Here is a 21,012-nt window from a genome sequence, read left to right as displayed (position 1 = left end):
AATGGCTCCGAAAATCGGCTTGGGGAAATCGGCTCAGGCGCCGGTAAACTTGGGTTTGCGCTTTTCCATGAAGGCGGCGACGCCTTCCTTGTAGTCGGCGGAGAAGCCGAGACGGCGCATCAGGTCGCGCTCGTTATCAAGCTCCTCGTCGAGCGTATTCGCCCATGCGCCGCGAATGGCTGTTCGCGTGGCGGCAAGGCCCTGCGTCGGTCCGGCGGCGAGGCGAACGGCGAGCGCACGGGCTTCCCCCGCAAGCGCCTCGTCGTCGATGCACTTCCAGATCAGGCCCCATTCCTCGGCGCGCTCTGCCGACAGTGGCTCACCAGTGATGGCAAGGCCGAGCGCGCGCGCCTGCCCGACAAGGCGCGGCAAAACCCACGTCCCGCCGCTGTCGGGGATGAGGCCGATGGCGGCGAACGACTGGATGAACTTCGCGCTTCTGGCGGCGAGCACGATATCGCAGGCGAGCGCGATGTTGGCGCCCGCGCCTGCGGCAACGCCGTTCACGGCACAGATCACCGGCATGGCGATCGTGTTCAGGCGGCGGATCAGCGGATTGTAGAAACGCTCGACCGAATCGCCGAGATCGACGGCGCTTTCTCCGGGCGCCACGGCACGGTCGGAAAGATCCTGCCCCGCGCAGAAGCCGCGGCCCGCACCCGTCAGCAGCAGCGCGCGTGCGCCCTCCTTCTCGGTCCGATCAAGTGCCTCGGCGACCTCGCCGTGCATCTTCACCGTAAAGCTGTTCAGGCGATCGGGGCGGTTCAGCGTCAGCGTCGCAACGCCCTCGCTGATGTCGAACATGATCGTCTCGAAAGACACGCAAAGCCTCCCCATCCTGAATCGTTAATGATAGAATGAACGGTCGAACAATTATTGGCAAGCGCGAAATCGTCAGGTATCTGCGTCACCATGACCGATTCCACACCACCGACTCCGAAGAGCGCCGCGCCAGACGATAAGGCGCTCCGCATCGCGCGCGCAATGGCCTCGAAAGAAGGCACCACACCCGCGCTTGGGCTGGAGATCGAAGCCGCCGGGGAAGGCTTTGCCCGCGTCGCCATGCGGCTGTCGCCGGCCACACTCAACGGCTTCGGCATGGCCCACGGCGGCATGGTCTTCCTGCTCGCCGATACGGCCTTTGCCTATGCCTGCAATTCGCGCAACGTGCAGACGGTTGCGCAGCACGCCAGCATCAGCTTCATCGATGCCGGCCGCGCGGGCGAGCGACTCGTCGCCGAGGCGCGGGAGCGCGCCGTGAAGGGCCGCACAGGGGTTTATGCCGTCAGCGTCTTCGGCGAAGACGGCCGCATCATCGCTGAATTCCAGGGGCTGAGCCGCACCATCGGCGGCCCCGTGATCGAAGAGGAACAGGAATGACCGACGCTTTCATCTGCGACGCCGCGCGCACGGCCATCGGACGCTACGGCGGATCGCTCGCGGAAGTCCGACCGGACGATCTCGCGGCGGTGCCGCTGAGGGCGCTCGCGGCGCGCAACCCCGGTATCGACTGGAGCGCGCTCGACGACGTAATCATGGGCTGCGCGAATCAGGCGGGCGAAGACAACCGCAACGTCGCGCGCATGGCCGCATTGCTCGGCGGACTCGGCGAGACGGCACCGGGCACGACATTGAACCGCCTGTGCGGCTCCGGCCTCGACGCGGTGGCGATGGCTGCACGCGCGATTCGCAGCGGAGACGCCGATTTCATCGTCGCGGGCGGCGTTGAAAGCATGACACGCGCACCGTTCGTGATGCCGAAGGCGGACAGCGCCTTTTCGCGCAGCAATGCCGTTTACGACACCACGATCGGCTGGCGCTTCGTGAACCCGGCGATGAAGGCAGGCTTCGGCGTCGATTCGATGCCGGAGACGGCGGAGAACGTTGCCGACGACTTCGGCATCTCGCGCGAGGACCAGGACCGGTTCGCGGTTGAAAGCCAGCGCCGCGCTTCCGCCGCGCAGGCGAGCGGCCGCTTCGCCGAAGAGATCGTTCCGGTCACGATCGCGCGCAAGAAGGGCGATCCCATCGTGGTCGACCGCGACGAGCATCCGCGCGAGACGACGATCGAGACGCTGGCGAAGCTGCGCCCGATCGTGCGCCCCGACGGTACTGTCACTGCGGGCAATGCGAGCGGTGTCAACGACGGCGCCGCGGCGCTGCTGATCGCCAGCGAAGCGGCCGCCGCGAAACACGGCCTGAAACCCATCGCGCGCATCGTCGGCGGTGCTGTTGCGGGCGTGCCGTCCCGCATCATGGGCATCGGCCCCGCGCCCGCCACGAAGAAGCTGCTCGCGCGTACCGGCGTTTCGATCGGCGACATCGACGTCGTCGAGCTCAACGAAGCCTTCGCCGCGCAGGGCCTTGCCGTGCTGCGCCAGCTCGGGCTTCCCGACAACGCAGAGCACGTGAACCCGAACGGCGGCGCCATCGCGCTCGGCCACCCCCTCGGCATGTCGGGCGCGCGGCTCGCGATGACTGCGGCGATCGAGCTTCAGAAGCGCGGCGGCCGCTACGGTCTTGCCACGATGTGCATCGGCGTCGGCCAGGGCATCGCGCTCCTCATCGAACGCGTTTAGTTTAGGTTTGTTCTCCCTCTCCCCCCGGCGTGAAGAGCAATGGGGAGAGGGATGGGGAAAGGGGCAACCAAAACACCCTGAGTATCCCGCCCAAATAATAATTGACCGGTCGGTCGATTTATTATACGACTCATGTGGAGGAAGGAGCGACCCCGTGTACACCACTGAACTTCAGAAGGTTGATCCGCAGCAGGCCCCCTCGCGGGACCCGCAGGAGCTTGTCGACGCATTCGAGGCGCGGGTCGCCGCCGATGCGTTCATCGAACCCAAGGACTGGATGCCGGAGGCGTATCGCCGCACGCTGATCCGCCAGATTTCGCAGCACGCGCACAGCGAGATCGTCGGCATGTTGCCCGAAGGCAACTGGATCACGCGCGCGCCGTCGCTGAAGCGCAAGGCGATCCTGCTCGCGAAGGTGCAGGACGAGGGCGGCCACGGCCTCTACCTCTATTCCGCCGCCGAGACGCTGGGCTCTTCGCGCGAGGAGATGATCGACGCGCTGCACAGCGGCAAGGCGAAATACTCCACGATCTTCAACTACCCGACGCTGACCTGGGCCGACATCGGCGCCATCGGCTGGCTGGTGGACGGCGCGGCGATCATGAACCAGGTGCCGCTGCAGCGCACCTCTTATGGCCCCTATGCGCGCGCCATGGTCCGCGTCTGCAAGGAAGAAAGCTTCCACCAGCGTCAGGGCTACGATGCGCTGATCGTGATGGCGAACGGCACCGACGAGCAGAAGGCGATGGTGCAGGACGCGATCGATCGCTGGTGGTGGCCCGCGATCATGATGTTCGGCCCCTCCGACGACAATTCGCCGAACTCCGCGCAGTCGATCCGCTGGCGCATCAAGCGCGAGACGAACGACGAGCTTCGTCAGAAGTTCATCGACGCCACCGTGCCGCAGGTGCTGCTGCTCGGCATGAAGGTGCCGGACGCCGACCTCAAGTGGAACGAGGAACGCGGCCACTACGATTACGGCGCGCTGGACTGGGAAGAGTTCTACGCCGTCGTGCGCGGCGAAGGCCCGACCGCGAAGGAACGCATGGAAGCCCGCCGCAAGGCGTGGGACGACGGTGCATGGGTGCGTGAGGCCGCAGACGCCTACGAAGCCCGCCGTCGCCTCAAAGCCGCAGCCTGAAGGAAAGACGAGACATGAAGACCGATTGGCCCCTCTGGGAAGTGTTCGTGCGCGCGCGCGGCGGACTTTCGCATCGTCACGCTGGCTCGGTGCACGCGCCTGACGCGACGATCGCGCTGCGCCATGCGCGGGATACCTACACGCGCCGTCAGGAAGGCGTCAGCCTGTGGGTGGTGCGCTCGTCCGACATCGCGGCGTCCGATCCCGAGCAGGCGGGCCCGATGTTCGAGCCGGCGGAGACGAAGATCTATCGTCATCCGACCTTCTACGAACTCCCCGATGCCGTGAAGCACATGTGATGGAAAACGCGCTCTTCACATACGCGCTGCGTCTTGGGGACGACAGCCTCGTGCTCGGGCAGCGGCTTTCCGAATGGTGCGGCCATGCGCCGACCATCGAGGTCGATCTTTCGCTCGCCAACGTCGCGCTCGATCTCGTCGGGCAGGCGCAGCTCTTCCTCGGCTATGCCGGCGAAGTCGAGGGCAAGGGCCGCGATGCGGACCGCCTCGCCTTCCACCGCGACGTGCTGGCATGGACCAACTGCCTGATGGTCGAGCAGCCGAACGGCGACTTCGGACGCACCATCGCGCGGCAGTTCCTGTTCTCGACATGGCAGAAGTCCCTGTTCGATGGTCTTGCCGCCTCGAAGGATCAGCGCCTTGCGGAAATCGCCGCAAAAGCGGTGAAAGAGGTTGCATACCACGCCGACCTCTCCGCCGAATGGGTGATCCGCCTTGGCGACGGCACGGAGGAAAGCCGGGCGCGCATGGCCGATGGCCTCGACTGGCACTGGCGCTTTGTCGATGAGCTTTTCCAGGTCGATGCGGTCGTGGAAGCGCTCGTCGCCGATGGCATCGCGGTCGATCCCGCTTCGCTGCGTCCGGTGTTCGAAGCGCGCGTCGCGGCCGTCCTCGCTGAAGCGGGCCTTCCCGAAATGAAGCTCCCGCGCGCCATTCTCGGCGGGCGCAAGGGCCATCATTCCGAACATCTCGGGCATATGCTCGCGGTGATGCAGCATATTCCGCGCACCTATCCGGAAGCCGTCTGGTGAACGACGCACGCGCCATCATGGCCGTGCTTGCCTCCGTGCCCGATCCCGAGATTCCGGCGGTATCGCTCGTCGATCTCGGCATCGTGCGCGATGTGCTCACCGATGCCGAGCCGGCGCGCGTGCTGATCACGCCGACGTACACGGGCTGCCCGGCGACCGCCTACATCCAGCTCGCGGTCCGCGAGGCGCTGGATGCGGCGGGGATGGCGGATGTCGCGATCGAGACCCGCCTCTCGCCGCCGTGGACGACGGCGTGGATCACGCCGGACGGCCGCGAGAAACTGCGCGCCTACGGGATCGATCCACCTCCCGCCAGCACCGCCCTCAACAGTCACCCAGCCACCTGCCCCCGCTGCGGTTCAAATCACACGCACGAGATCAGTCGGTTCGGTTCCACCCCCTGCAAGGCGCTCTGGCAGTGTGACAGCTGCCGCGAACCCTTCGATCGTTTCAAATGCCATTGAGGCCCTGAATGTCCACGCATTTCCACACACTGAAGATCGCCGAAGTCCGCCGCGAAACGCCGAGCGCCGTCTCGATCCTGTTCGACGTGCCCGAAGCCGAACGCGAAGCCTTCGCCTTCCGCGCCGGCCAGCACATCACGCTCCGCGCCGACATCAATGGCGAGGATCTCCGCCGCAACTATTCGCTCTGCGTCGCCCCGCACGAAGGCCAGCTTCGCGTCGCCATCAAGGCGATTTCCGACGGACGCTTTTCGCGCTGGGCGAACACCGCACTCGCCGCCGGTGACACGCTTGAAGTGATGCCGCCGCACGGCAGCTTCTCGTGGGATTTCGATGCGAACGCGCAAAAGCATTACGTGGGCTTCGCGGGCGGATCGGGCATCACGCCGGTTCTCTCGCTCCTCAAGACCACGCTTCTCGAAGAGCCGAAGAGCCGCTTCACATTGTTCTACGGCAACCGCGCCAGCAACGAGATCATGTTCCTGGAAGAGATCGCCGCGCTCAAGGACCGCTTCCTCGATCGGCTCGAAGCCTATCACTTCCTCGAAGACGAGGATGACGAGGACATCGCGCTCTTCAACGGCCGCCTCGATTCGGCAAAGCTCACCGAACTGCTCGGAGGCCTCATCGATGCCGATGACGTCGATGCCGCCTTCATCTGCGGCCCGGGGCCAATGATGGACGCCGTGGAAACGGCGCTCACCACCGCGGGCGTTCCCGCCGACCGCATCAAAGTGGAACGCTTCACGATCGACCGCCCGACCGCCGAACAGGCGGCCGTGGAACGCGAGATCGAGCGCAAGGCCGAAGGCCGCAAGGTCGAGGTCACGCTGGAAGGCCGCCGCCGCCGCATCACCTTCGACAGCGCGCAAGGCAGCATCCTCGAAAACGCCCGCGCCGCCGGTCTGCCGACGCCCTACGCCTGCAAGGCCGGCGTCTGCGCCACCTGCCGCGCCAAGCTCATCGAGGGCGAGGTGCATATGAAAGCGAACTACGGCCTCTCACCCGAGGAAGTCGCGCAAGGCTACATCCTCACCTGCCAGGCCGTACCGATGACCGACAGCGTGGTGGTCGATTACGACGCGTGAATGAAAAGCCCATCCTCTCCCGGGAAGAGGGGACTTCTTAAGCCGCTGCCTCGTCGAGGCAGTTCACGTAACGCGCGCGAAGCGTTTTTTTGTCGATCTTGCCCGTTGCCGTGAGTGGCACGGCGTCGAAGAAGATGCGGTCGGGCATCCACCATTTGGCGATGGCGGGGGTGAGGTGTGCGCGCATCGCCTCTTCGGTCACCTCGGCATCGTCGTAGAGATCGAGGACGAGGACCGGGCGCTCTTCCCACTTCGGGTGATGCACGCCGACGACCGCCGCAACTTTCACGCCCGGAAAGCCGACCGCGATATTTTCGATATCGATCGAGCTGACCCACTCGCCGCCCGACTTGATCACATCCTTCGCGCGATCGGTGATGCGCATGAAGCCGTAGCCGTCGATGGTGGCGATGTCGCCGGTGTCGAACCAGCCCTCTTCGTCGAGCGCATCGGCATCCGCACGGTAGTAGCGTCCGATCGTCCACGGGCCGCGCACCTTGAGAGCGCCCGAGGTTTCACCGTCGTGCGGGAGGACGCGGTTTTCCTCATCTGTGATGCGCAGCTCGACACCGAACTGCATTCGACCCTGCCGCGTCCAGATGATGTCGTCGACATGATCAGCACCGCCTTCGGCAAGCGCGGGCGTCGGCGTCGCGACGACGCCGAGCGGGTTCAGCTCCGTCATGCCCCAGAGCTGCAGCACCTTAACGCCATAGGTGCGCGAGAACGCCTCCGCCATTGCGCGCGGCACGGCGGAACCGCCGATCACCAACCTTTGCAGCTTGCCCACAGTGCCGCCGGTGCGCTGGAGATAATCGAGGTACATCGTCCAGATCGTCGGCACGCCGCCCGAGAAGGTGACGCCTTCACCCAAGACGAGTTCGTGCAGGCTCGCCGGGTCCATGCGGTCGCAGGGCAGCGCGAACGCGCAGCCGTTGAGCGCGCCAGCGAAGGGCAGGCCCCAGCCGGTCGCGTGGTAGAAGCTGCTGCACGGCATGATGCAATCGAACACGTCGAGCCCGAACGCCGACGGCAGGCTTGCCGCCATCGCGTGGAGAACGGTCGAGCGGTGGCTATAGACGACGCCCTTGGGGTGTCCCGTGGTGCCCGATGTATAGCAGAGGAACGCTGCCGCATTCTCATCGAGGCGCGGCCATGCGATCGTATCGGGCTGATCCGCGATCAGTGTTTCCCACGATTCTGCGCCGACGCTGCCGGGGATCGTGTGCTCCGCGTCGCTCAGCATCACGAAGCGCGTGAGCTGCGGGAGCAGGGCTGCCAAACGTTCGATGAGATCGGCGAACGTCCGCTCGTAGAACAGGATCGAACTGCCCGCATGTTCAATCGTGTAAGCAATCTGCTCGTCGGTGAGGCGCGGGTTCGCCGTGTGCAGTACCGCGCCGATGCCGGGCGCGGCGAACATCAGCTCCATGTGGCGGTGCGTGTTCCAGCCGAGCGAGCTGATCCGGTCGCCGGACGCCACGCCCATGCTGCGCAGCAAATGCGCAGCACGTGCCGTGCGCGCAGCGAGCCCGGCATAGTCGTAGCGCCACAGCGGCTCGTCCACGAGACGCGATGCGATCGGCCGCTTGCCGTGCGCCGCAGCGGCGTGGCTGAGCAGCCCGCTGATGAGCAGCGGGCTGTCCTGCATCAAACCCAGCATTGTTCCCCTTACCAGTCGGCCGGCTTTTCGATGTGATCGGCAGCACCCTGCGCCGCAGCAAGACCATACATGAACTTCGCATCGACAACAGCGGCGATGCTGCCGTCGGCATTGTAGCCCATGAGCGGCCCGTTCACGACCGCGAACATCACCATGCCGTCGTCATCCGTGTTCGGGATGTGGTTGATGCCGCCCATCTCGCGCACATAATCGCCGGCGCGGCCGCGGTCGTCACCATAGCCGAAACCGCCTTCGATGAGGATACCCTCGACCGAACCGACGTGTCCGTGAACGGGCGCGGTGTTGTTCGGTCCCACCTTCAGCAGCATCGTGAAGCCGCCGGTGAAAGGATTGATGTTGAGCAGCTTGAACCAGGTTTCCGGCATGACCCAATCATGCCAGGGCAAATCCTTGATATTGTAGAACGCCGGAGTGTGGCGCTTCGTCTCTTCAATGTCGGGCGCATCCTCGCGCGTCAGCAAGACCATGATCAAACCTCCCTCGTTTTTCGGATTTTCAGGGGTGCATTGTGACTCGGCGCTCCGAGTCCCGAAATGGCGGGAAACACCTAGGTGCTTAGGTGTTTCCCGCTATTGGAATGACCGGCCGCACCTCTAGCCTTTCGTGCAACACTGCGAGGACTGCCCACAGGGGCATTGGGGAGAGGTTCGAACATCATGCGCCTTCAGGGCAAAGTCGCCATCGTGACCGGGGCGGCCTCCGGCATCGGCCGTGCAACCGCCATCGCCTTCGCACGCGAAGGCGCGCGTGTCGGCGTGACCGACATCAATCTTGCGGGCGCCGAGGCAACCGCTGCTGCGATCGGCGAGGCCGCGATCGCGCTTCCGCTCGACGTGACGAACGAAGCGGCGTGGGCGGAGGCGACCGCCGCCGTCGTGAAGCGCTTCGGCAAGCTCGACAGCCTCGCGAACATCGCGGGCATCGGCTTCCCGGGCACGATCATGGACCTGACGATCGACCACTGGAACAAGATGATCGCGGTGAACCTCACCGGCGTGATGCTCGGTTGCCAGGCGGCGATCCGGGCGATCTCGGAGACGGGAGGCAGCGGGGCGATCGTCAACGTCTCCTCGCTCGCGGGTCTCGTCGGGATTTCGGATGTGGCGGGCTACTGCGCTTCGAAGGGTGGCGTCACCACGCTGTCGAAATCGGTTGCGCTTTACTGCGCGGAGCAAAGACTACCAATACGGTGCGTGTCAGTGCATCCGACGTATGTGGACAGCGAGATGCTGGATCCTATCGCCGACGCGATAGGAAACCGCGCGGCGATGGTGGCGGGCATGGCGAGCCTGGTGCCGATGGGCCGGATCGCGAAGCCCGAGGATATCGCGAATGCGATCCTCTTCGCGGTTTCGGACGAAGCCGCCATGCTGAGCGGATCGCCGCTGATCATCGACGGGGCGCAGCTTGCTGGCCCCTCCAGCGCGCACACGAAAGGCTGAACATCATGGGACGTGTTTCAAACAAGGTCGTTATCGTCACCGGCGCGGCGGTGGGCCTGGGCGCGGCAATCGCCAAGCGCCTGACGGAAGAAGGCGCCACCGTGATCCGCACCGATATCGCCGCAGGCGAAGGCATCATCAGCCAGGACGTCGCCGACGAGGCGGGCTGGAAGGCGCTGATCGCCGACACGATGGCGAAGCACGGCCGCCTCGACGCCCTCGTCAACAACGCGGGCATTTCATCGAGCAAGAGCCCGATGGACCCCGAAGGCGCCGAACTCGAAGATTGGCGCCGCATCAACACGGTGAACGTGGAAAGCGTGTTCCTCGCCTGCAAATACGCGATGCCCGCCATCGCGAAAGGCGGCGGCGGCGCCATCGTCAACATGTCGTCGATCGGCGCGCTGGTGCCGACGCCGTTCATCGCGGCCTACGGCGCATCGAAGGCGGCGGTCGCACAGTTCACGCGCTCGCTCGCGCTCCACTGCTGCGAGAAGAACTACGCGATTCGCTGCAACAGCGTGCACCCGGGCCAGGTGCGCACGCCGATGCACGACGTGCTGATCGCGCGCACCGCCGCCGAACACGGCATCAGCGAAGATGACGCCGCACAGGCGTTCCTCACCAAGGTGCCGATGAAGACGTGGCAGGAGGCCGTGGATATCGCCAACGCCGTGCTGTTCCTGGTGTCGGACGAGGCGCGCTTCATCACCGGCACCGCCGTCGTTGTCGACGGCGGCATGAGCCTCACGAACTAGGAGACTATCCGTGCGCACACTCGACTTCGGCCAGCCGATGGGCGGCATCATGCAGATCGCCTATATCGTGCCCGACATCACCACGGCGATGAAACACTATATGCCGCGCCTGAATTGCGGGCCCTGGTTCGTGATCGAGCACTTCCCGCTGATCGATGCGCAGTATCGGGGTGAACCCACCGAGCTCGACATCACGCTCGCCATCGGCTTTTCGGGCTCGATGAGCTTCGAGCTCATCCAGCAGAACAACTGGGAGACGCCGTCCGTCTACACCGAGGTGCAGCAGAAGCGCGGCTGGGGTTTCCACCACTTCGGCATCTCATGCGCGGACTTCGATGCGGACGTTGCCAAATACAAGGCGCAGGGCCACGAAATGGCGCTGTACGGCGTCGCCGGCGTCGGCGCGCGCGCGGCCTATATGGACACGTCGGACGTGCTGCCCGGCATGATCGAGCTGATCGAGATGACCGACCAGACCGAGGCCTTCTTCACGATGATGAAGGCGGCATCGGAGAACTGGGACGGCAGCGACCCTATCCGCGTGTTGCAGCCCCCGGCCGCGTAAGGCAGAACCGCGACATGACGAATGCCAAGGGTCTCGACGCCATTGAGACGGCGAGCCGTGACGAGCTCAGTGCGTTGCAGTTGGGGCGTCTGCGGGCGAGCCTTGCCCATGCGTATGCGGGGAACCCTGCGTACCGTGCGAAGTTCGACGCGGCGGGTGTGCATCCGGACGACCTGAAGTCGCTTTCGGACCTTTCGAAGTTCCCGTTCACGACGAAGGCGGATTTGCGGGACGCGTACCCGTTCGGCTTCTTCGCGGTGCCGCAGGAGAAGCTGTCGCGTATCCATGCCTCGTCGGGAACGACGGGGAAGGCCACTGTGGTGGGCTACACGAAGGCCGACATCGCGACATGGTCGAGCCTCGTCGCGCGCTCGATCCACGCTGCGGGCGGGCGCCCGGGGATGAAGGTGCACGTCGCCTACGGCTACGGCCTCTTCACCGGCGGTCTTGGCGCGCACTACGGCGCGGAGGCCTTGGGCTGCACGGTGATCCCGATGTCGGGCGGGCAGACCGAAAAGCAGGTGCAGCTGATCACCGACTTTGCCCCCGAGATCATCATGGTGACGCCGAGCTACATGCTGGCGATCCTCGACGAGTTCCGGCGGCAGGGGATCGACCCGGCGGCAAGCTCGCTCAAGGTGGGCATCTTCGGCGCCGAGCCGTGGACCGAGGCGATGCGCGCCGAGATCGAGGGGGCGTTCGCGATTCATGCGGTCGACATCTACGGGCTTTCCGAGGTGATGGGTCCGGGGGTGGCGCAGGAGTGCGTGGAGACCAAGGACGGGCTCACCATCTGGGAGGACCATTTCTACCCCGAGGTGATCGACCCCGAGACGGGCGCTGTGCTCCCGGACGGCGAGGAGGGCGAGCTTGTGTTCACCTCGCTCAGCAAGGAGGCGATGCCGATCGTGCGCTACCGCACGCGCGACCTCACCCGGCTGCTCCCCGGCACGGCGCGCAGTATGCGGCGCATGGCGAAGATCACGGGCCGCTCGGACGACATGCTGATCATCCGGGGCGTGAACGTGTTCCCGAGCCAGATCGAGGAGCACATCCTCTCGGTGCCTGCGCTCGCGCCGCACTTCCTCATAGAGCTCACCCGCCCGGACCGCATGGACATGGTGCGGCTCTCGGTCGAGGCCCGCGAGGACACCGACCAAAGCACCCACGCCGAGCACGCCCACACGCTCGCACACCGCATCAAGACCATGGTCGGCATCAGCGTCAAGATCGACATCACACCCGCAGGATCAATCCCACGATCCCAAGGCAAAGCCGCGCGGGTGGTCGATAAGAGACTGCGGGAGTAGATCTCGGCACGACGGCTATGGTGTGGAAGCGATCGTCAGGCCTCGCCATTACAGACGACAGTCAGAACACGGCGAGTTGTAGCATCATATTCAACGCTGACTTGCTGGCATCCGCCGTCGTTGATGTAGGGTAGTTCTCTAGGATTGCGGAACCAACGCCTTTTGCCGGCCGGAGTTTGGGCATCAACAATTTTAGCCTCCATCCTTGAGGCTTCCTCAATTTCTTCTTTTGCGCACGGACGCGAAGCGAAGTTTTCCAGCATCACGTCACAGCCGGTGTCCATTCCGAGAGGCGAGATGGGGATGATATAAGTGGCTAAGATCTTCCCTCCGACGTCCGGTGCGTAATTCCTTCCGTACTTATCTAACGTCTCGGCATTCTTGGGTAACACCACGGGCCGCTCGATTTCATCCATCAGAGCAGCTTCTCTGCTTTGCGGTGCTTGTGAGCAGGCTGCTGCGCATAACGTGACGGAGAGAAAGCCAAAATTCCTCATTCCGGCATTTTCTCACGTGTCTTCAATGTCCGCAATGTTGTCGCAACAAGACGTGATGGTCATACCGGCATAGGCCGGTATCCATACGACCGTGATTATGAATACCGGCTTACGCCGGTATGACGGATATGGTTTCTACGTAATCGACACCTTGAGGCGGGAGCGATTGCTGATCTATCGGCCTAGCGGCCAGCACTTCACCAGACGAACCCGTTGCGGGCACCGCGCGCACCGCCTAGACACGAACGCTCTGTTATTGCGAATGAAAGGCACGTGAGTGGCCCGGACACAGGCGGCGGATTATGACGAGCGGCGGATGGCCGTGCTCGACAAGGCTGCCGAGCTTTATGCGCATTCGGGGTTCCACGGCTGCTCGATCGCCGATCTTGCCGCCGCGTGCGGCATGTCGAAGTCGCTGCTTTACCACTATTTCGCCTCCAAAGAGGACATCCTGTTCGAGATCATGGATGGGCACATCGGCGCGCTCGCCGAGGTGGCGGACGCGTATCGGGGCGAGGCCGATGCCAAGGCGCGCTTCGGCAAGCTGACGCACGGCTTCCTTGAACTTTATGCCGACGCCTCGGCGCGGCACCGCGTGCTGGTGAACGACCTCGACAAGCTGCCGGAAGAGCGCCGGCGGCACATCGTCGATACCGAGCGCACGCTTGTCGACCTTGTTGCGCGCACAGTCGGCGAGATTGCGCCCGCGCTTTCCGAAAAGGACGCCCGCGTGCGCGCCATGCTCTATTTCGGCATGATCAACTGGTCGCACACATGGTTCCGTCCCACGGGCAGCTTCACCGTGGAGGCGCTCGCCGAGACGGTGATCGACCAGATGCTGGACGGGCTGCGCTGACAGGAGCGCCGCTGCGACGCCGCTGTCATCAGAGCTGATGACAGACGCTTGCCCTCCCTTCCGCTAAAGTCCTCCTCAAGGTCCGCGAATGCGGCGTGACATATGAGGAGGTTTATCCGTGGCAAAACCATTCGCATCGTCGGCGGACACCGCCGAGAAGACAGAGACGCTGGAGATCCTGGCGGACGGTGTTTACGCGCTGACCGCCGAGGGCGACCCCAATGTGGGCGCGATCGAGGGCGAGGATTTCATTGTCGCCATCGAGGCGCGCGCGACGCCGGTGGCCGCGCGCGAGTGGCTGGCTAAGCTGCGCCAGCACACCGACAAGCCGGTGAAATACCTGATCCTGACGCACTATCACGCCGTGCGCGTGCTCGGCGCGAGCGCGTTCGAGGCCGAGCATATCGTTGCGAGCGAGATGACGCGGAAACTCATCGAGGAGCGCGGCAAGGAAGACTGGGACAGCGAGTTCGGCCGGATGCCGCGCCTGTTCAAGGACCCGGACTCGGTGCCGGGGCTGACATGGCCGACGCAGACCTTCACCGACACGTTCGAAATCGCGCTTGGCGGCGATCGCGGCAAGCTCGACCTCGCCTTCTGCGGGCGCGGGCACACGGCGGGCGACATCGTGGTGTGGCACGACAAATCGAAGACGCTGTTCGCGGGTGATCTCGTGGAGGCGGAAGCGGCGCTCTACACGGGCGACGCCTTCCACATGGACTGGGCGGCGGGCACGCTCGACAAGGTGAAGGCCTACCGCGCGGAGAACCTGATCGGCGGGCGCGGGCGCGTGCCGCGCGGCCTTGCCGAAACCGACGCCGCGATCGAGCAGACGCGCGAATTCCTGAAGACCATGATCGACAAGGTGGGCACCGTGCACCGCGCGGGCGGCACGCTGAAGCAAGCGTTCGAGGCGACGCACGAGGCGCTGTTCCCCAAGTTCGGCCGCTGGCCGATCTTCGAGCACTGCCTGCCCTTCGACGTACAGCGGCTGTGGGACGAATTCGACGGCATCGACTGGCCGCGCATCTGGACGATGGAGCGCGACCGCGAGGTTTGGGCTGAACTTCAGGACTGACACGATGACGACAGGCATTCCGGTCCACCGCTCTATCGGCGCTTCGCCGGTGGGGACGGATGGCGCACATCTTGAAACGCTGATCGTCGGCGCGGGGCCGGTGGGGCTTTCGATGGCGCTCGACCTCGCGCGGCGGGGGCGCAAGGTGACGGTGCTGAGCCGGCTCGACTTCATCGCGGCGGGATCGAAAGGCATCTGCTATTCGAAGCGCAGCCTCGACATCTGGGACCGGCTCGGCGTCGGGCAGGCGATGGTGGACCGGGGCGTGGTGTGGAACCTCGGCAAGGTGTTCTGGGGCGAGAGCACGACGCCGATCTATGAATTCGACCTGCTTCCGGTGAAGGACCAGCGGCGGCCCGCGTTCATCAACCTGCAGCAGTATCATGTGGAAGCGATCCTCGTGGATGCGCTTGCCCAGTATCCCAATGTCGATATCCGCTGGGGGCACGAACTGACCGCGCTCGATGCGCGAGCGGACGGCGTGAGCGTGACGGTGGAAGCGCCGGGCGGGCGCTATACGCTCGGCGCCGACTGGCTGATCGCGTGCGACGGCAACAAGTCCACGGTGCGCGGGCTGATGGGCCTCGATTTCGAGGGGCGCGTGTTCGAAGATAATTTCCTCATCGCCGACATCAGGATGAAGGGCGAGCACCCGGCCGAGCGCTGGTTCTGGTTCGACCCGCCGTTCAACCCCGGCCAGTCCGCGCTGATGCACAAGCAGCCCGACGACGTGTGGCGGCTCGATTTCCAGCTCGGCTGGAACATCGACCGCGAGGCGGCGATGCGGCCGGAGAATGTCGAGCCGCTGGTGCGCGCAATGCTGGGTGATGAGATCGAGTTCGAGCGCGAGTGGTACAGCGTCTACACGTTCCAGTGCCGCCGGATGCAGCGCTTCGTGCACGGGCACGTGCTCTTCGCGGGGGACAGCGCGCACCTCGTCTCGCCGTTCGGCGCGCGCGGCGCCAACGGCGGGCTCGCCGACATCGACAACCTCGGCTGGAAGCTCGAGCGGGTGCTGGACGGCAAGGCACCGGAAAGCTTCCTTGAAAGCTACAACCACGAAGCGACCACGACAGCGGACGAGAATATCCTGAATTCGACGCGCTCGACCGATTTCCTTACGCCGAAGTCCACCGCGAGCGCCGCCTACCGCGACGCCGTGCTCAGCCTTGCGGGCGAGCATCCGTTCGCGCGGCCGTTCGTGAACAGCGGGCGGCTTTCGACGGCGGTGTCCTACCCCGCGAGTCCGCTTTCAACAGCGGACGAGGACACGGACTGGGACGGCGTGCCGCCGGGCTCCCCCGCGCTCGATGCGCCGTTTGGTGGAGACTGGCTGCTCGGCACGCTCGGCGGCGGCTTCCGACTGATCGCGAACGGCTGGCAGGGCGAAGCGCCCGTGCCGGTAATCGACGTGGCGGGCGAAGCGCTGATCGTGGACCGTTACGACCTCTCCCCGGGCAGTGCCTGCCTGATCCGGCCCGACCAGTATGTCGCGGCGCGCTGGCGCCATCCCAGCCCCGCGAAGATCAGCGCCGCGATCGCGCGCGCCGAAGGAGCCGCCGCATGAGCCTGGAAACGAAGCCGAACGTGGCGCGGCCCGACGATATCTACGAGGCGATGATCGCCGCGCAGGCGGGCATGAGCGAGGCGGAGAGCCTGCGCTTCTCGGCGCGGCTCATCCTGCTGCTGATCAACCAGATCGGTAACGACGCGCTCGTGAAGCACGCGATTGCGGCGGCTAGAGAGCCAGTTCCGACTCCGGCAGCGGGATCGGGTCCGCGAGCGTGACGGTATCGAGGATGCGCGCGGTTTCGTCGCGCACCATCACCATCAGGCGGTGCAGGCGGCACTTCTCTTCGGTGACGCAGTTCTCGCAGGGCTTGTAGTCGAAGCGGCTGGCGCAGGGCACGAGCGCCAGCGAGCCGCGCGTCAGCCGCACGATGTCGCCGTAGCGCACGTCGACCGGCGGCACCGCAAGCCAGTAGCCGCCGTCAGGCCCGCGCTTGGTGCCGACGATCCCGAGCCGGCTGAACTCCGAAAGGATCACGGTCAGGAACTTTTTCGGGATGTTCTGCGCGTCTGCGATGTCGACGAGGCGGATCGGCCCCTGGCCATAATTGTCGGCTAGGTGCTGGAGCGCGCGAATTGTATACCGCGTCCGTTGAGAAAGCATGGTCCCCCCTATGATGCCGCAATAAGGCAATGCCATGGCAGAGGGCAATTGACATGCTGACACGGCCTGCGTCTTGTTCGCGCACATGCGTATCCTGCTGATCGAGGACGATGAACGCGTCGCGGCTTATGTGGTGAAGGGCCTCGGCGAGGCGGGCCACGTCGCCGAACATGTCGCCGACGGGCGCGACGGGCTCTACCACGTGGCGGGCGAAGCCTATGACGTCGTGATCCTCGACCGGATGCTGCCCGGCGTCGACGGGCTCACCATCCTGCAGACCATGCGCGCGACGGGAAACCGCACGCCGGTGATCATCCTCTCGGCGCTCGGCGAGGTGGACGAACGCGTACGCGGCCTGCGCGCGGGATCGGACGACTATCTGACGAAACCGTTCGCGATGTCGGAACTGCTCGCACGGATCGATGCGCTGGGACGGCGGCCCACCGCGGCGCCTTCGAAATCGACGCTGGTCGTCGCCGACCTTGAAATCGATCTCCTCTCGCGCACCGTGGTGCGCGGCAGCAGACGCATCCCGCTCAGCACGCTCGAGTTCAGGCTGCTCGAATACATGGCGCGGCACGCCGGGCACGTACTCACCCGGACGATGATCCTGGAGGCGGTGTGGGACTATAATTTCGACCCGCAAACCAACATCGTCGACCAGCATGTGAGCCACCTGCGCCAGAAGATCGACAAGGGCTTCGACCCACCGCTGATCGAAACCGTGCGCGGCGCGGGTTACAGCCTGCGGCGACCCTAGGGGTGCGACTCCCGGCCTTCCGCTTCACGCGCGGCATGACGTTCCGCCACGCGCTCGCGTACAGCGCGTGGTTCGTCGTGTCCTACGCGGCGATGGGCGCCATCGCGTGGTGGGTCTTTGTGACCACGCCGCTCGCCGAGGTGCGGGCAACCATTCTTCCAGAGGTGGAAACGCTCTCCGCCCTTTATGAAAAGCGGGGCGTTGATGCGCTCCTCGACGCACTCGACACGCGGCGGGAGCAGCCCGCCAAGCGGCGTGCCTTCCACGCCCTCGTCGCGCCCGACGGCGAATGGATCACGGCCAACATGCCCGCGCCGCCGCCGCTCGTCCAAAGCCCGTGGTTCCGCTTCGAGTTCGAAACCTTCGACGGCGGCGTCGCGCGGGAAAATGAGGCCTACACCTATGAACATCGCTTTCCCGACGGCACGCGCCTGCTGATCGCGCGCGACACCGAGGATGTCGACGAACGCGAGGAATTGATCGGACAGGCGATCGGCTGGGGCACCGCCGTGGCGCTGGCGCTGGGGCTGCTCGGCGGCGCGCTGACGAGCCGCGCGGTCGGCCGCCGCATCGATGCCATCGCGGGAACGGCGGAGCGCGTGATGGCGGGCGATCTCAGCGGCCGCGTCGAGGTTCGCGGCACCGGCGACGACTTCGATCACCTCGCCGAAACGCTGAACGCGATGCTGGACCGGATCGAGAACCTGATCCAGTCCGTCGCGCGGGTTTCGGACAGCATCGCGCACGAACTGCGCACGCCGCTCGCCCGAATCCGCGCAGATCTGGAAGAGCTCGACGGCGCCGGCGACGCAGCGACGCGGACGGCGCTGATCGTGCAGGCGAACGAGAGCGCCGCCCGCCTGCAATCGACGTTCGATGCGCTGCTGCGCATCGCGCGGATCGAAGCGGGGCGCCATGCGCTGGCGACGGACAGTGTCAACCTGTCGGCGCTCGTCGGCGATGCCGCCGAACTTTATGCCCCCGGCGCCGAAGCCGGTGCGTTGCACCTTGCCACCGATGTCGCGCCGGGCATCCGCGTGCGCGGCGATCGCGACCTGCTGTTTCAGGCGGTGACGAACCTGATCGACAATGCCGTGAAATACACGCCGCCGGGCGGCATCGTACGTGTCGTGCTGGCCCGCGAGCCGGAGCGCGCACGGATCGAGGTGACGGACGACGGGCCCGGCGTCGATACCGCCGACCTGCCGCGCATCACCGAGCGTTTCTTTCGCGCACCCGCACAGGCCGCCGCCGCCGGGCAGGGCCTTGGCCTCGCGCTCGTGGAGGCGGTGGCGCGTTGCCACCATGCCGAGCTTGGCTTCCGGAACAAAAGCCCGGGCCTCGCCGCGACACTGCGCCTGCCGATCGCCAACTAGAGCAAGCTCTATCTCTTCGTTGACGCATCGTTTCCGGCGGAAAACCGGTTCCCACTTTTCCGCACGATGCTTTAAGCGCGCGCGGCCCCCGCGCGACCGCAACATGGACATATCCAAATCTTTGGCCAACGCGGCCGCCATCTCCGCCGCGCAGGCGGTCTTCCGTGATTTTCGGAGACCACCATGTCGCGTGCCAGTACCCTTCGCCGCATCGAGACCGAGACGTCGCTTCCGCCAAGCGCGCCCGATGTGCCGGTACGCAACAGCCGTGGGCCAGGTGAAATCGCGGTTCAGGCGGCGATCCTGGTTTATGATCTTCGCGCGAGTGGCGTCGTTCGCAATGCGCTTCGGATCGCACGCGCCGCGGCAGCCGCGGGACTTGCCGCCGAGCTGTGGGTCGTGCGCGACACCGGCGCCTTCGTGGAGGATACCAGCGGCATCCCCGTGCGCGTGATCGCGAGCGGCAGGCCGCGTCTGCCGCGCGGCGCCGACAGCGTCTTCACGGTTGCCGCGCTTGCCGCGACGATCCGCCGGGTGCGGCCCGCGGTGCTGCTCTCTTCGGGGAACCATATGCACGCCTTCGCCTGTGCGGCGCATCGGCTTTCCGGCGTATCCGAAACGCAGCTTATCGGGCGCGCAAGCAACGCGCTCGCCGCCGCGACGCCGCCGAAGCGCGCGGGGCTTGCGGCGGGACTGATCCGGCGGAGTGCGGTCGCTCTCGAGCGCGTGCAGTTCGGCATGATGGACGGGGTGATCGCTGTGTCGCGCGAACTGGGAGACGACCTGCGGCGCCACGGCGTTTCGGGCGCGCGGCTCGCCGTAATCCCGAACGGGGTCGATATCGATGCGATCGGACGCGCCGCCGCGGCCCCTGCCGACCATCCCTGGTTCGCCGACGGCGCGCCGCCGGTGGTGATCGCGGTCGGCCGGCTGAGCCCGCAGAAGGATTTCGCCACGCTGATCCGCGCCTTCGCGGCCGCGCGACAGGTACGCCCGATGCGGCTCGTCATCCTCGGCGACGGCCCCGCCGCCGAGCGCGATCATCTCACGGCGCTTGCCGAAGCGCTTGGCATCGGCGGCGACCTTTGGCTCGCGGGTTTCCAGGCGAACCCGCACGCCTTCGTCGCGCGCGCAGCACTTTCGGTGCTCTCGTCGCGCTGGGAAGGCGCAAGCAACGTGCTGATCGAGGCGCTTGCCTGCGGCACGCCGGTCGTCGCCACCGCCTGCCCCACCGGCGTGCGCGAGGTGCTGACCGAAGCCTGCGGCAGCCTGGTGCCCGTGGGCGATGACGCCGCGATGGCGCGGGCCATGCTAGCGCGCCTTTCCATGCCGCGCGGCGCCGCCGCGTGCCGGGCGCGCGCCGCCGATTTCAGCCTGCGCACGATGATGGACGGATACGCCGCATACCTGCACGCGGCGGTTCTGGAGAGGGTGCAATGAAGCACGAATATTCGAAGCAGTTCTACACGCGCCGCGCCGACCGCGCCGCCCGATCCGCGCAGGCGCTGGTGCCGCTCGTTGTCGACCTGATCGGCCCTTCGTCGGTGGTCGACATCGGCTGCGGCGACGGCATCTGGCTCAACGGCTTTCGCGCCGAGGGCGTGGAAACGGCGATCGGCCTCGACGGTCCATGGGTGCCCGCGAACAGCCTGCGCATCGACGAAGCATCGTTCGTGCGTTTCGATCTCGGCAATGCGCCGTTGCCGTTCCGGCCGCCACTGCCGCAGGCGCGCTTCGACCTTGCCATGTCGCTCGAGGTCGCCGAGCATCTCGATGAAGCGTGTGCCGACGCCTTCGCGGACCTGATGGCCTCGCTTTCGGACATGCTGCTGATTTCCGCCGCCACGCCGCATCAGGGCGGCACCGGCCATGTCAACGAGCGCTGGCCCGACTATTGGGCGGAAAAGTTCCGCGTACGCGGCTACCGGCCGTTCGACTTCCTGCGCTATGCGCTGTGGACCGACGAACGCATCGCGCCGTGGTATCGCCAGAACCTGATCGGCTATTTCCGCGGCGAGATTCCCGAGGCCGTGCAGCGCTTTGGCGAAGCATCGCTGCGGGGGCTGCTCGAACGGCCGCTGCCGCTCTCCCACCCGGGCGTCCATGCCTACAAGCTCGGCAAGCTGCGCGGCTGGCTGACGCGGCCGATCGCCACCGGGCTTGCCGAATACCGCCGACGGCGCGGCTGAT

Annotated in this window: 24 protein-coding genes; 19 read left to right on the top strand and 5 right to left on the bottom strand. The window is 65.8% G+C overall.

Annotated features, from left to right (window positions below; all coding sequences use genetic code 11):
• Positions 1-33: 33 nt before the first annotated feature.
• Positions 34-822 carry a 2-(1,2-epoxy-1,2-dihydrophenyl)acetyl-CoA isomerase PaaG gene (paaG, locus tag ACFQ00_RS01865; RefSeq protein WP_381485350.1) on the bottom strand — a complete coding sequence of 263 codons (789 nt, stop codon included), beginning with the start codon at positions 820-822 and terminating at the stop codon, positions 34-36.
• Positions 823-912: 90 nt separating this feature from the next.
• Between paaG and paaI the strand changes: the two genes are divergently transcribed.
• The 7 genes from paaI (at position 913) to paaE (ending at position 6,323) form a co-directional block, all read left to right on the top strand.
• Entirely contained in the window at positions 913-1,380 is a 468-nt protein-coding gene (paaI, locus tag ACFQ00_RS01860) for a hydroxyphenylacetyl-CoA thioesterase PaaI (protein WP_381485347.1), read from the top strand.
• Positions 1,377-2,579: a 3-oxoadipyl-CoA thiolase gene (gene pcaF / locus ACFQ00_RS01855; protein WP_381485344.1), complete on the top strand. Its 1,203-nt coding sequence runs from the start codon at positions 1,377-1,379 to the stop codon at positions 2,577-2,579. The genes paaI and pcaF overlap by 4 nt, the downstream gene beginning before the upstream one ends.
• A gap of 154 nt (positions 2,580-2,733) precedes the next feature.
• Positions 2,734-3,720, top strand: coding sequence for a 1,2-phenylacetyl-CoA epoxidase subunit PaaA (gene paaA / locus ACFQ00_RS01850; RefSeq protein ID WP_381485341.1), 987 nt, complete (start codon positions 2,734-2,736; stop codon positions 3,718-3,720).
• A 14-nt stretch (positions 3,721-3,734) separates the two neighbouring features.
• Positions 3,735-4,019, top strand: coding sequence for a 1,2-phenylacetyl-CoA epoxidase subunit PaaB (gene paaB, locus ACFQ00_RS01845; protein ID WP_381485338.1), 285 nt, complete (start codon positions 3,735-3,737; stop codon positions 4,017-4,019).
• Positions 4,019-4,771: a 1,2-phenylacetyl-CoA epoxidase subunit PaaC gene (paaC, locus tag ACFQ00_RS01840; RefSeq protein WP_381485335.1), complete on the top strand. Its 753-nt coding sequence runs from the start codon at positions 4,019-4,021 to the stop codon at positions 4,769-4,771. Before paaB ends, paaC begins: the two co-directional genes overlap by 1 nt.
• Positions 4,768-5,235: a 1,2-phenylacetyl-CoA epoxidase subunit PaaD gene (gene paaD / locus ACFQ00_RS01835; protein ID WP_381485333.1), complete on the top strand. Its 468-nt coding sequence runs from the start codon at positions 4,768-4,770 to the stop codon at positions 5,233-5,235. The genes paaC and paaD overlap by 4 nt, the downstream gene beginning before the upstream one ends.
• 8 nt (positions 5,236-5,243) lie before the next feature.
• Positions 5,244-6,323, top strand: coding sequence for a 1,2-phenylacetyl-CoA epoxidase subunit PaaE (gene paaE, locus ACFQ00_RS01830; protein ID WP_381485330.1), 1,080 nt, complete (start codon positions 5,244-5,246; stop codon positions 6,321-6,323).
• A 37-nt stretch (positions 6,324-6,360) separates the two neighbouring features.
• On the opposite strand, the gene ACFQ00_RS01825 is transcribed toward paaE, so the two are convergent.
• Both ACFQ00_RS01825 and ACFQ00_RS01820 read right to left on the bottom strand, forming a co-directional pair.
• Positions 6,361-7,986: a long-chain fatty acid--CoA ligase gene (locus ACFQ00_RS01825; protein WP_381485327.1), complete on the bottom strand. Its 1,626-nt coding sequence runs from the start codon at positions 7,984-7,986 to the stop codon at positions 6,361-6,363.
• A gap of 8 nt (positions 7,987-7,994) precedes the next feature.
• Entirely contained in the window at positions 7,995-8,474 is a 480-nt protein-coding gene (locus tag ACFQ00_RS01820) for a 2,4'-dihydroxyacetophenone dioxygenase family protein (RefSeq protein ID WP_381485325.1), read from the bottom strand.
• Between the two features lie 189 nt (positions 8,475-8,663).
• Between ACFQ00_RS01820 and ACFQ00_RS01815 the strand changes: the two genes are divergently transcribed.
• Genes ACFQ00_RS01815 through paaK form a run of 4 tightly spaced genes read left to right on the top strand, consistent with a single transcriptional unit; the run spans position 8,664 to position 12,082 of the window.
• Positions 8,664-9,449, top strand: a complete 786-nt coding sequence (locus ACFQ00_RS01815; RefSeq protein WP_381485322.1) for an SDR family oxidoreductase — start codon at positions 8,664-8,666, stop codon at positions 9,447-9,449.
• Positions 9,450-9,454: 5 nt separating this feature from the next.
• The gene (locus tag ACFQ00_RS01810) at positions 9,455-10,207 is read left to right on the top strand and encodes an SDR family oxidoreductase (protein WP_381485319.1); all 753 of its coding nucleotides are present in this window, start codon (positions 9,455-9,457) and stop codon (positions 10,205-10,207) included.
• Positions 10,208-10,217: 10 nt separating this feature from the next.
• Complete coding sequence (locus tag ACFQ00_RS01805) at positions 10,218-10,772, top strand: VOC family protein (RefSeq protein ID WP_381485316.1); 555 nt, start codon at positions 10,218-10,220, stop codon at positions 10,770-10,772.
• A gap of 14 nt (positions 10,773-10,786) precedes the next feature.
• Positions 10,787-12,082: a phenylacetate--CoA ligase PaaK gene (gene paaK / locus ACFQ00_RS01800; protein WP_381485313.1), complete on the top strand. Its 1,296-nt coding sequence runs from the start codon at positions 10,787-10,789 to the stop codon at positions 12,080-12,082.
• Positions 12,083-12,117: 35 nt separating this feature from the next.
• Here paaK and ACFQ00_RS01795 read toward each other — a convergent pair whose 3' ends face one another.
• On the bottom strand, positions 12,118-12,498 hold the full coding sequence (locus tag ACFQ00_RS01795; protein WP_381485310.1) for a hypothetical protein: 381 nt from the start codon (positions 12,496-12,498) through the stop codon (positions 12,118-12,120).
• A 358-nt stretch (positions 12,499-12,856) separates the two neighbouring features.
• Here ACFQ00_RS01795 and ACFQ00_RS01790 point away from each other — a divergent pair, with 358 nt between their 5' ends.
• The 4 genes from ACFQ00_RS01790 to ACFQ00_RS01775 all read left to right on the top strand — a co-directional run bounded on the left by ACFQ00_RS01790 (position 12,857) and on the right by ACFQ00_RS01775 (position 16,301).
• Positions 12,857-13,435: a TetR/AcrR family transcriptional regulator gene (locus ACFQ00_RS01790; protein WP_381485307.1), complete on the top strand. Its 579-nt coding sequence runs from the start codon at positions 12,857-12,859 to the stop codon at positions 13,433-13,435.
• A gap of 118 nt (positions 13,436-13,553) precedes the next feature.
• On the top strand, positions 13,554-14,513 hold the full coding sequence (locus ACFQ00_RS01785) for an MBL fold metallo-hydrolase (RefSeq protein ID WP_381485304.1): 960 nt from the start codon (positions 13,554-13,556) through the stop codon (positions 14,511-14,513).
• Positions 14,514-14,517: 4 nt separating this feature from the next.
• Complete coding sequence (locus ACFQ00_RS01780; protein ID WP_381485302.1) at positions 14,518-16,080, top strand: FAD-dependent oxidoreductase; 1,563 nt, start codon at positions 14,518-14,520, stop codon at positions 16,078-16,080.
• Positions 16,077-16,301 (top strand): DUF2783 domain-containing protein, encoded by a 225-nt coding sequence (locus ACFQ00_RS01775; RefSeq protein ID WP_381485299.1) that lies wholly within the window; start codon positions 16,077-16,079, stop codon positions 16,299-16,301. Before ACFQ00_RS01780 ends, ACFQ00_RS01775 begins: the two co-directional genes overlap by 4 nt.
• Here the strand turns inward: ACFQ00_RS01775 and ACFQ00_RS01770 are convergent.
• Complete coding sequence (locus ACFQ00_RS01770; protein ID WP_381485296.1) at positions 16,252-16,686, bottom strand: RrF2 family transcriptional regulator; 435 nt, start codon at positions 16,684-16,686, stop codon at positions 16,252-16,254. The two genes, ACFQ00_RS01775 and ACFQ00_RS01770, sit on opposite strands and share 50 nt — an antisense overlap.
• An 85-nt stretch (positions 16,687-16,771) precedes the next feature.
• Here ACFQ00_RS01770 and ACFQ00_RS01765 point away from each other — a divergent pair, with 85 nt between their 5' ends.
• From ACFQ00_RS01765 to ACFQ00_RS01750, 4 genes are all read left to right on the top strand, one after another.
• Complete coding sequence (locus ACFQ00_RS01765; RefSeq protein WP_381485293.1) at positions 16,772-17,446, top strand: winged helix-turn-helix domain-containing protein; 675 nt, start codon at positions 16,772-16,774, stop codon at positions 17,444-17,446.
• Between the two features lie 2 nt (positions 17,447-17,448).
• On the top strand, positions 17,449-18,822 hold the full coding sequence (locus ACFQ00_RS01760; protein ID WP_381485290.1) for a sensor histidine kinase: 1,374 nt from the start codon (positions 17,449-17,451) through the stop codon (positions 18,820-18,822).
• A 183-nt stretch (positions 18,823-19,005) separates the two neighbouring features.
• Positions 19,006-20,262, top strand: coding sequence for a glycosyltransferase (locus ACFQ00_RS01755; RefSeq protein WP_381485287.1), 1,257 nt, complete (start codon positions 19,006-19,008; stop codon positions 20,260-20,262).
• A complete protein-coding gene (locus ACFQ00_RS01750; RefSeq protein ID WP_381485284.1) occupies positions 20,259-21,011 on the top strand; it encodes a methyltransferase domain-containing protein in 753 nt (250 codons plus the stop codon). The genes ACFQ00_RS01755 and ACFQ00_RS01750 overlap by 4 nt, the downstream gene beginning before the upstream one ends.
• Position 21,012 lies beyond the last annotated feature (1 nt).

This window comes from Sphingosinicella xenopeptidilytica (assembly GCF_042676985.1).
GTDB lineage: Bacteria > Pseudomonadota > Alphaproteobacteria > Sphingomonadales > Sphingomonadaceae > Sphingosinicella > Sphingosinicella xenopeptidilytica.
This window is presented reverse-complemented; position numbering and strand designations above follow the sequence as displayed.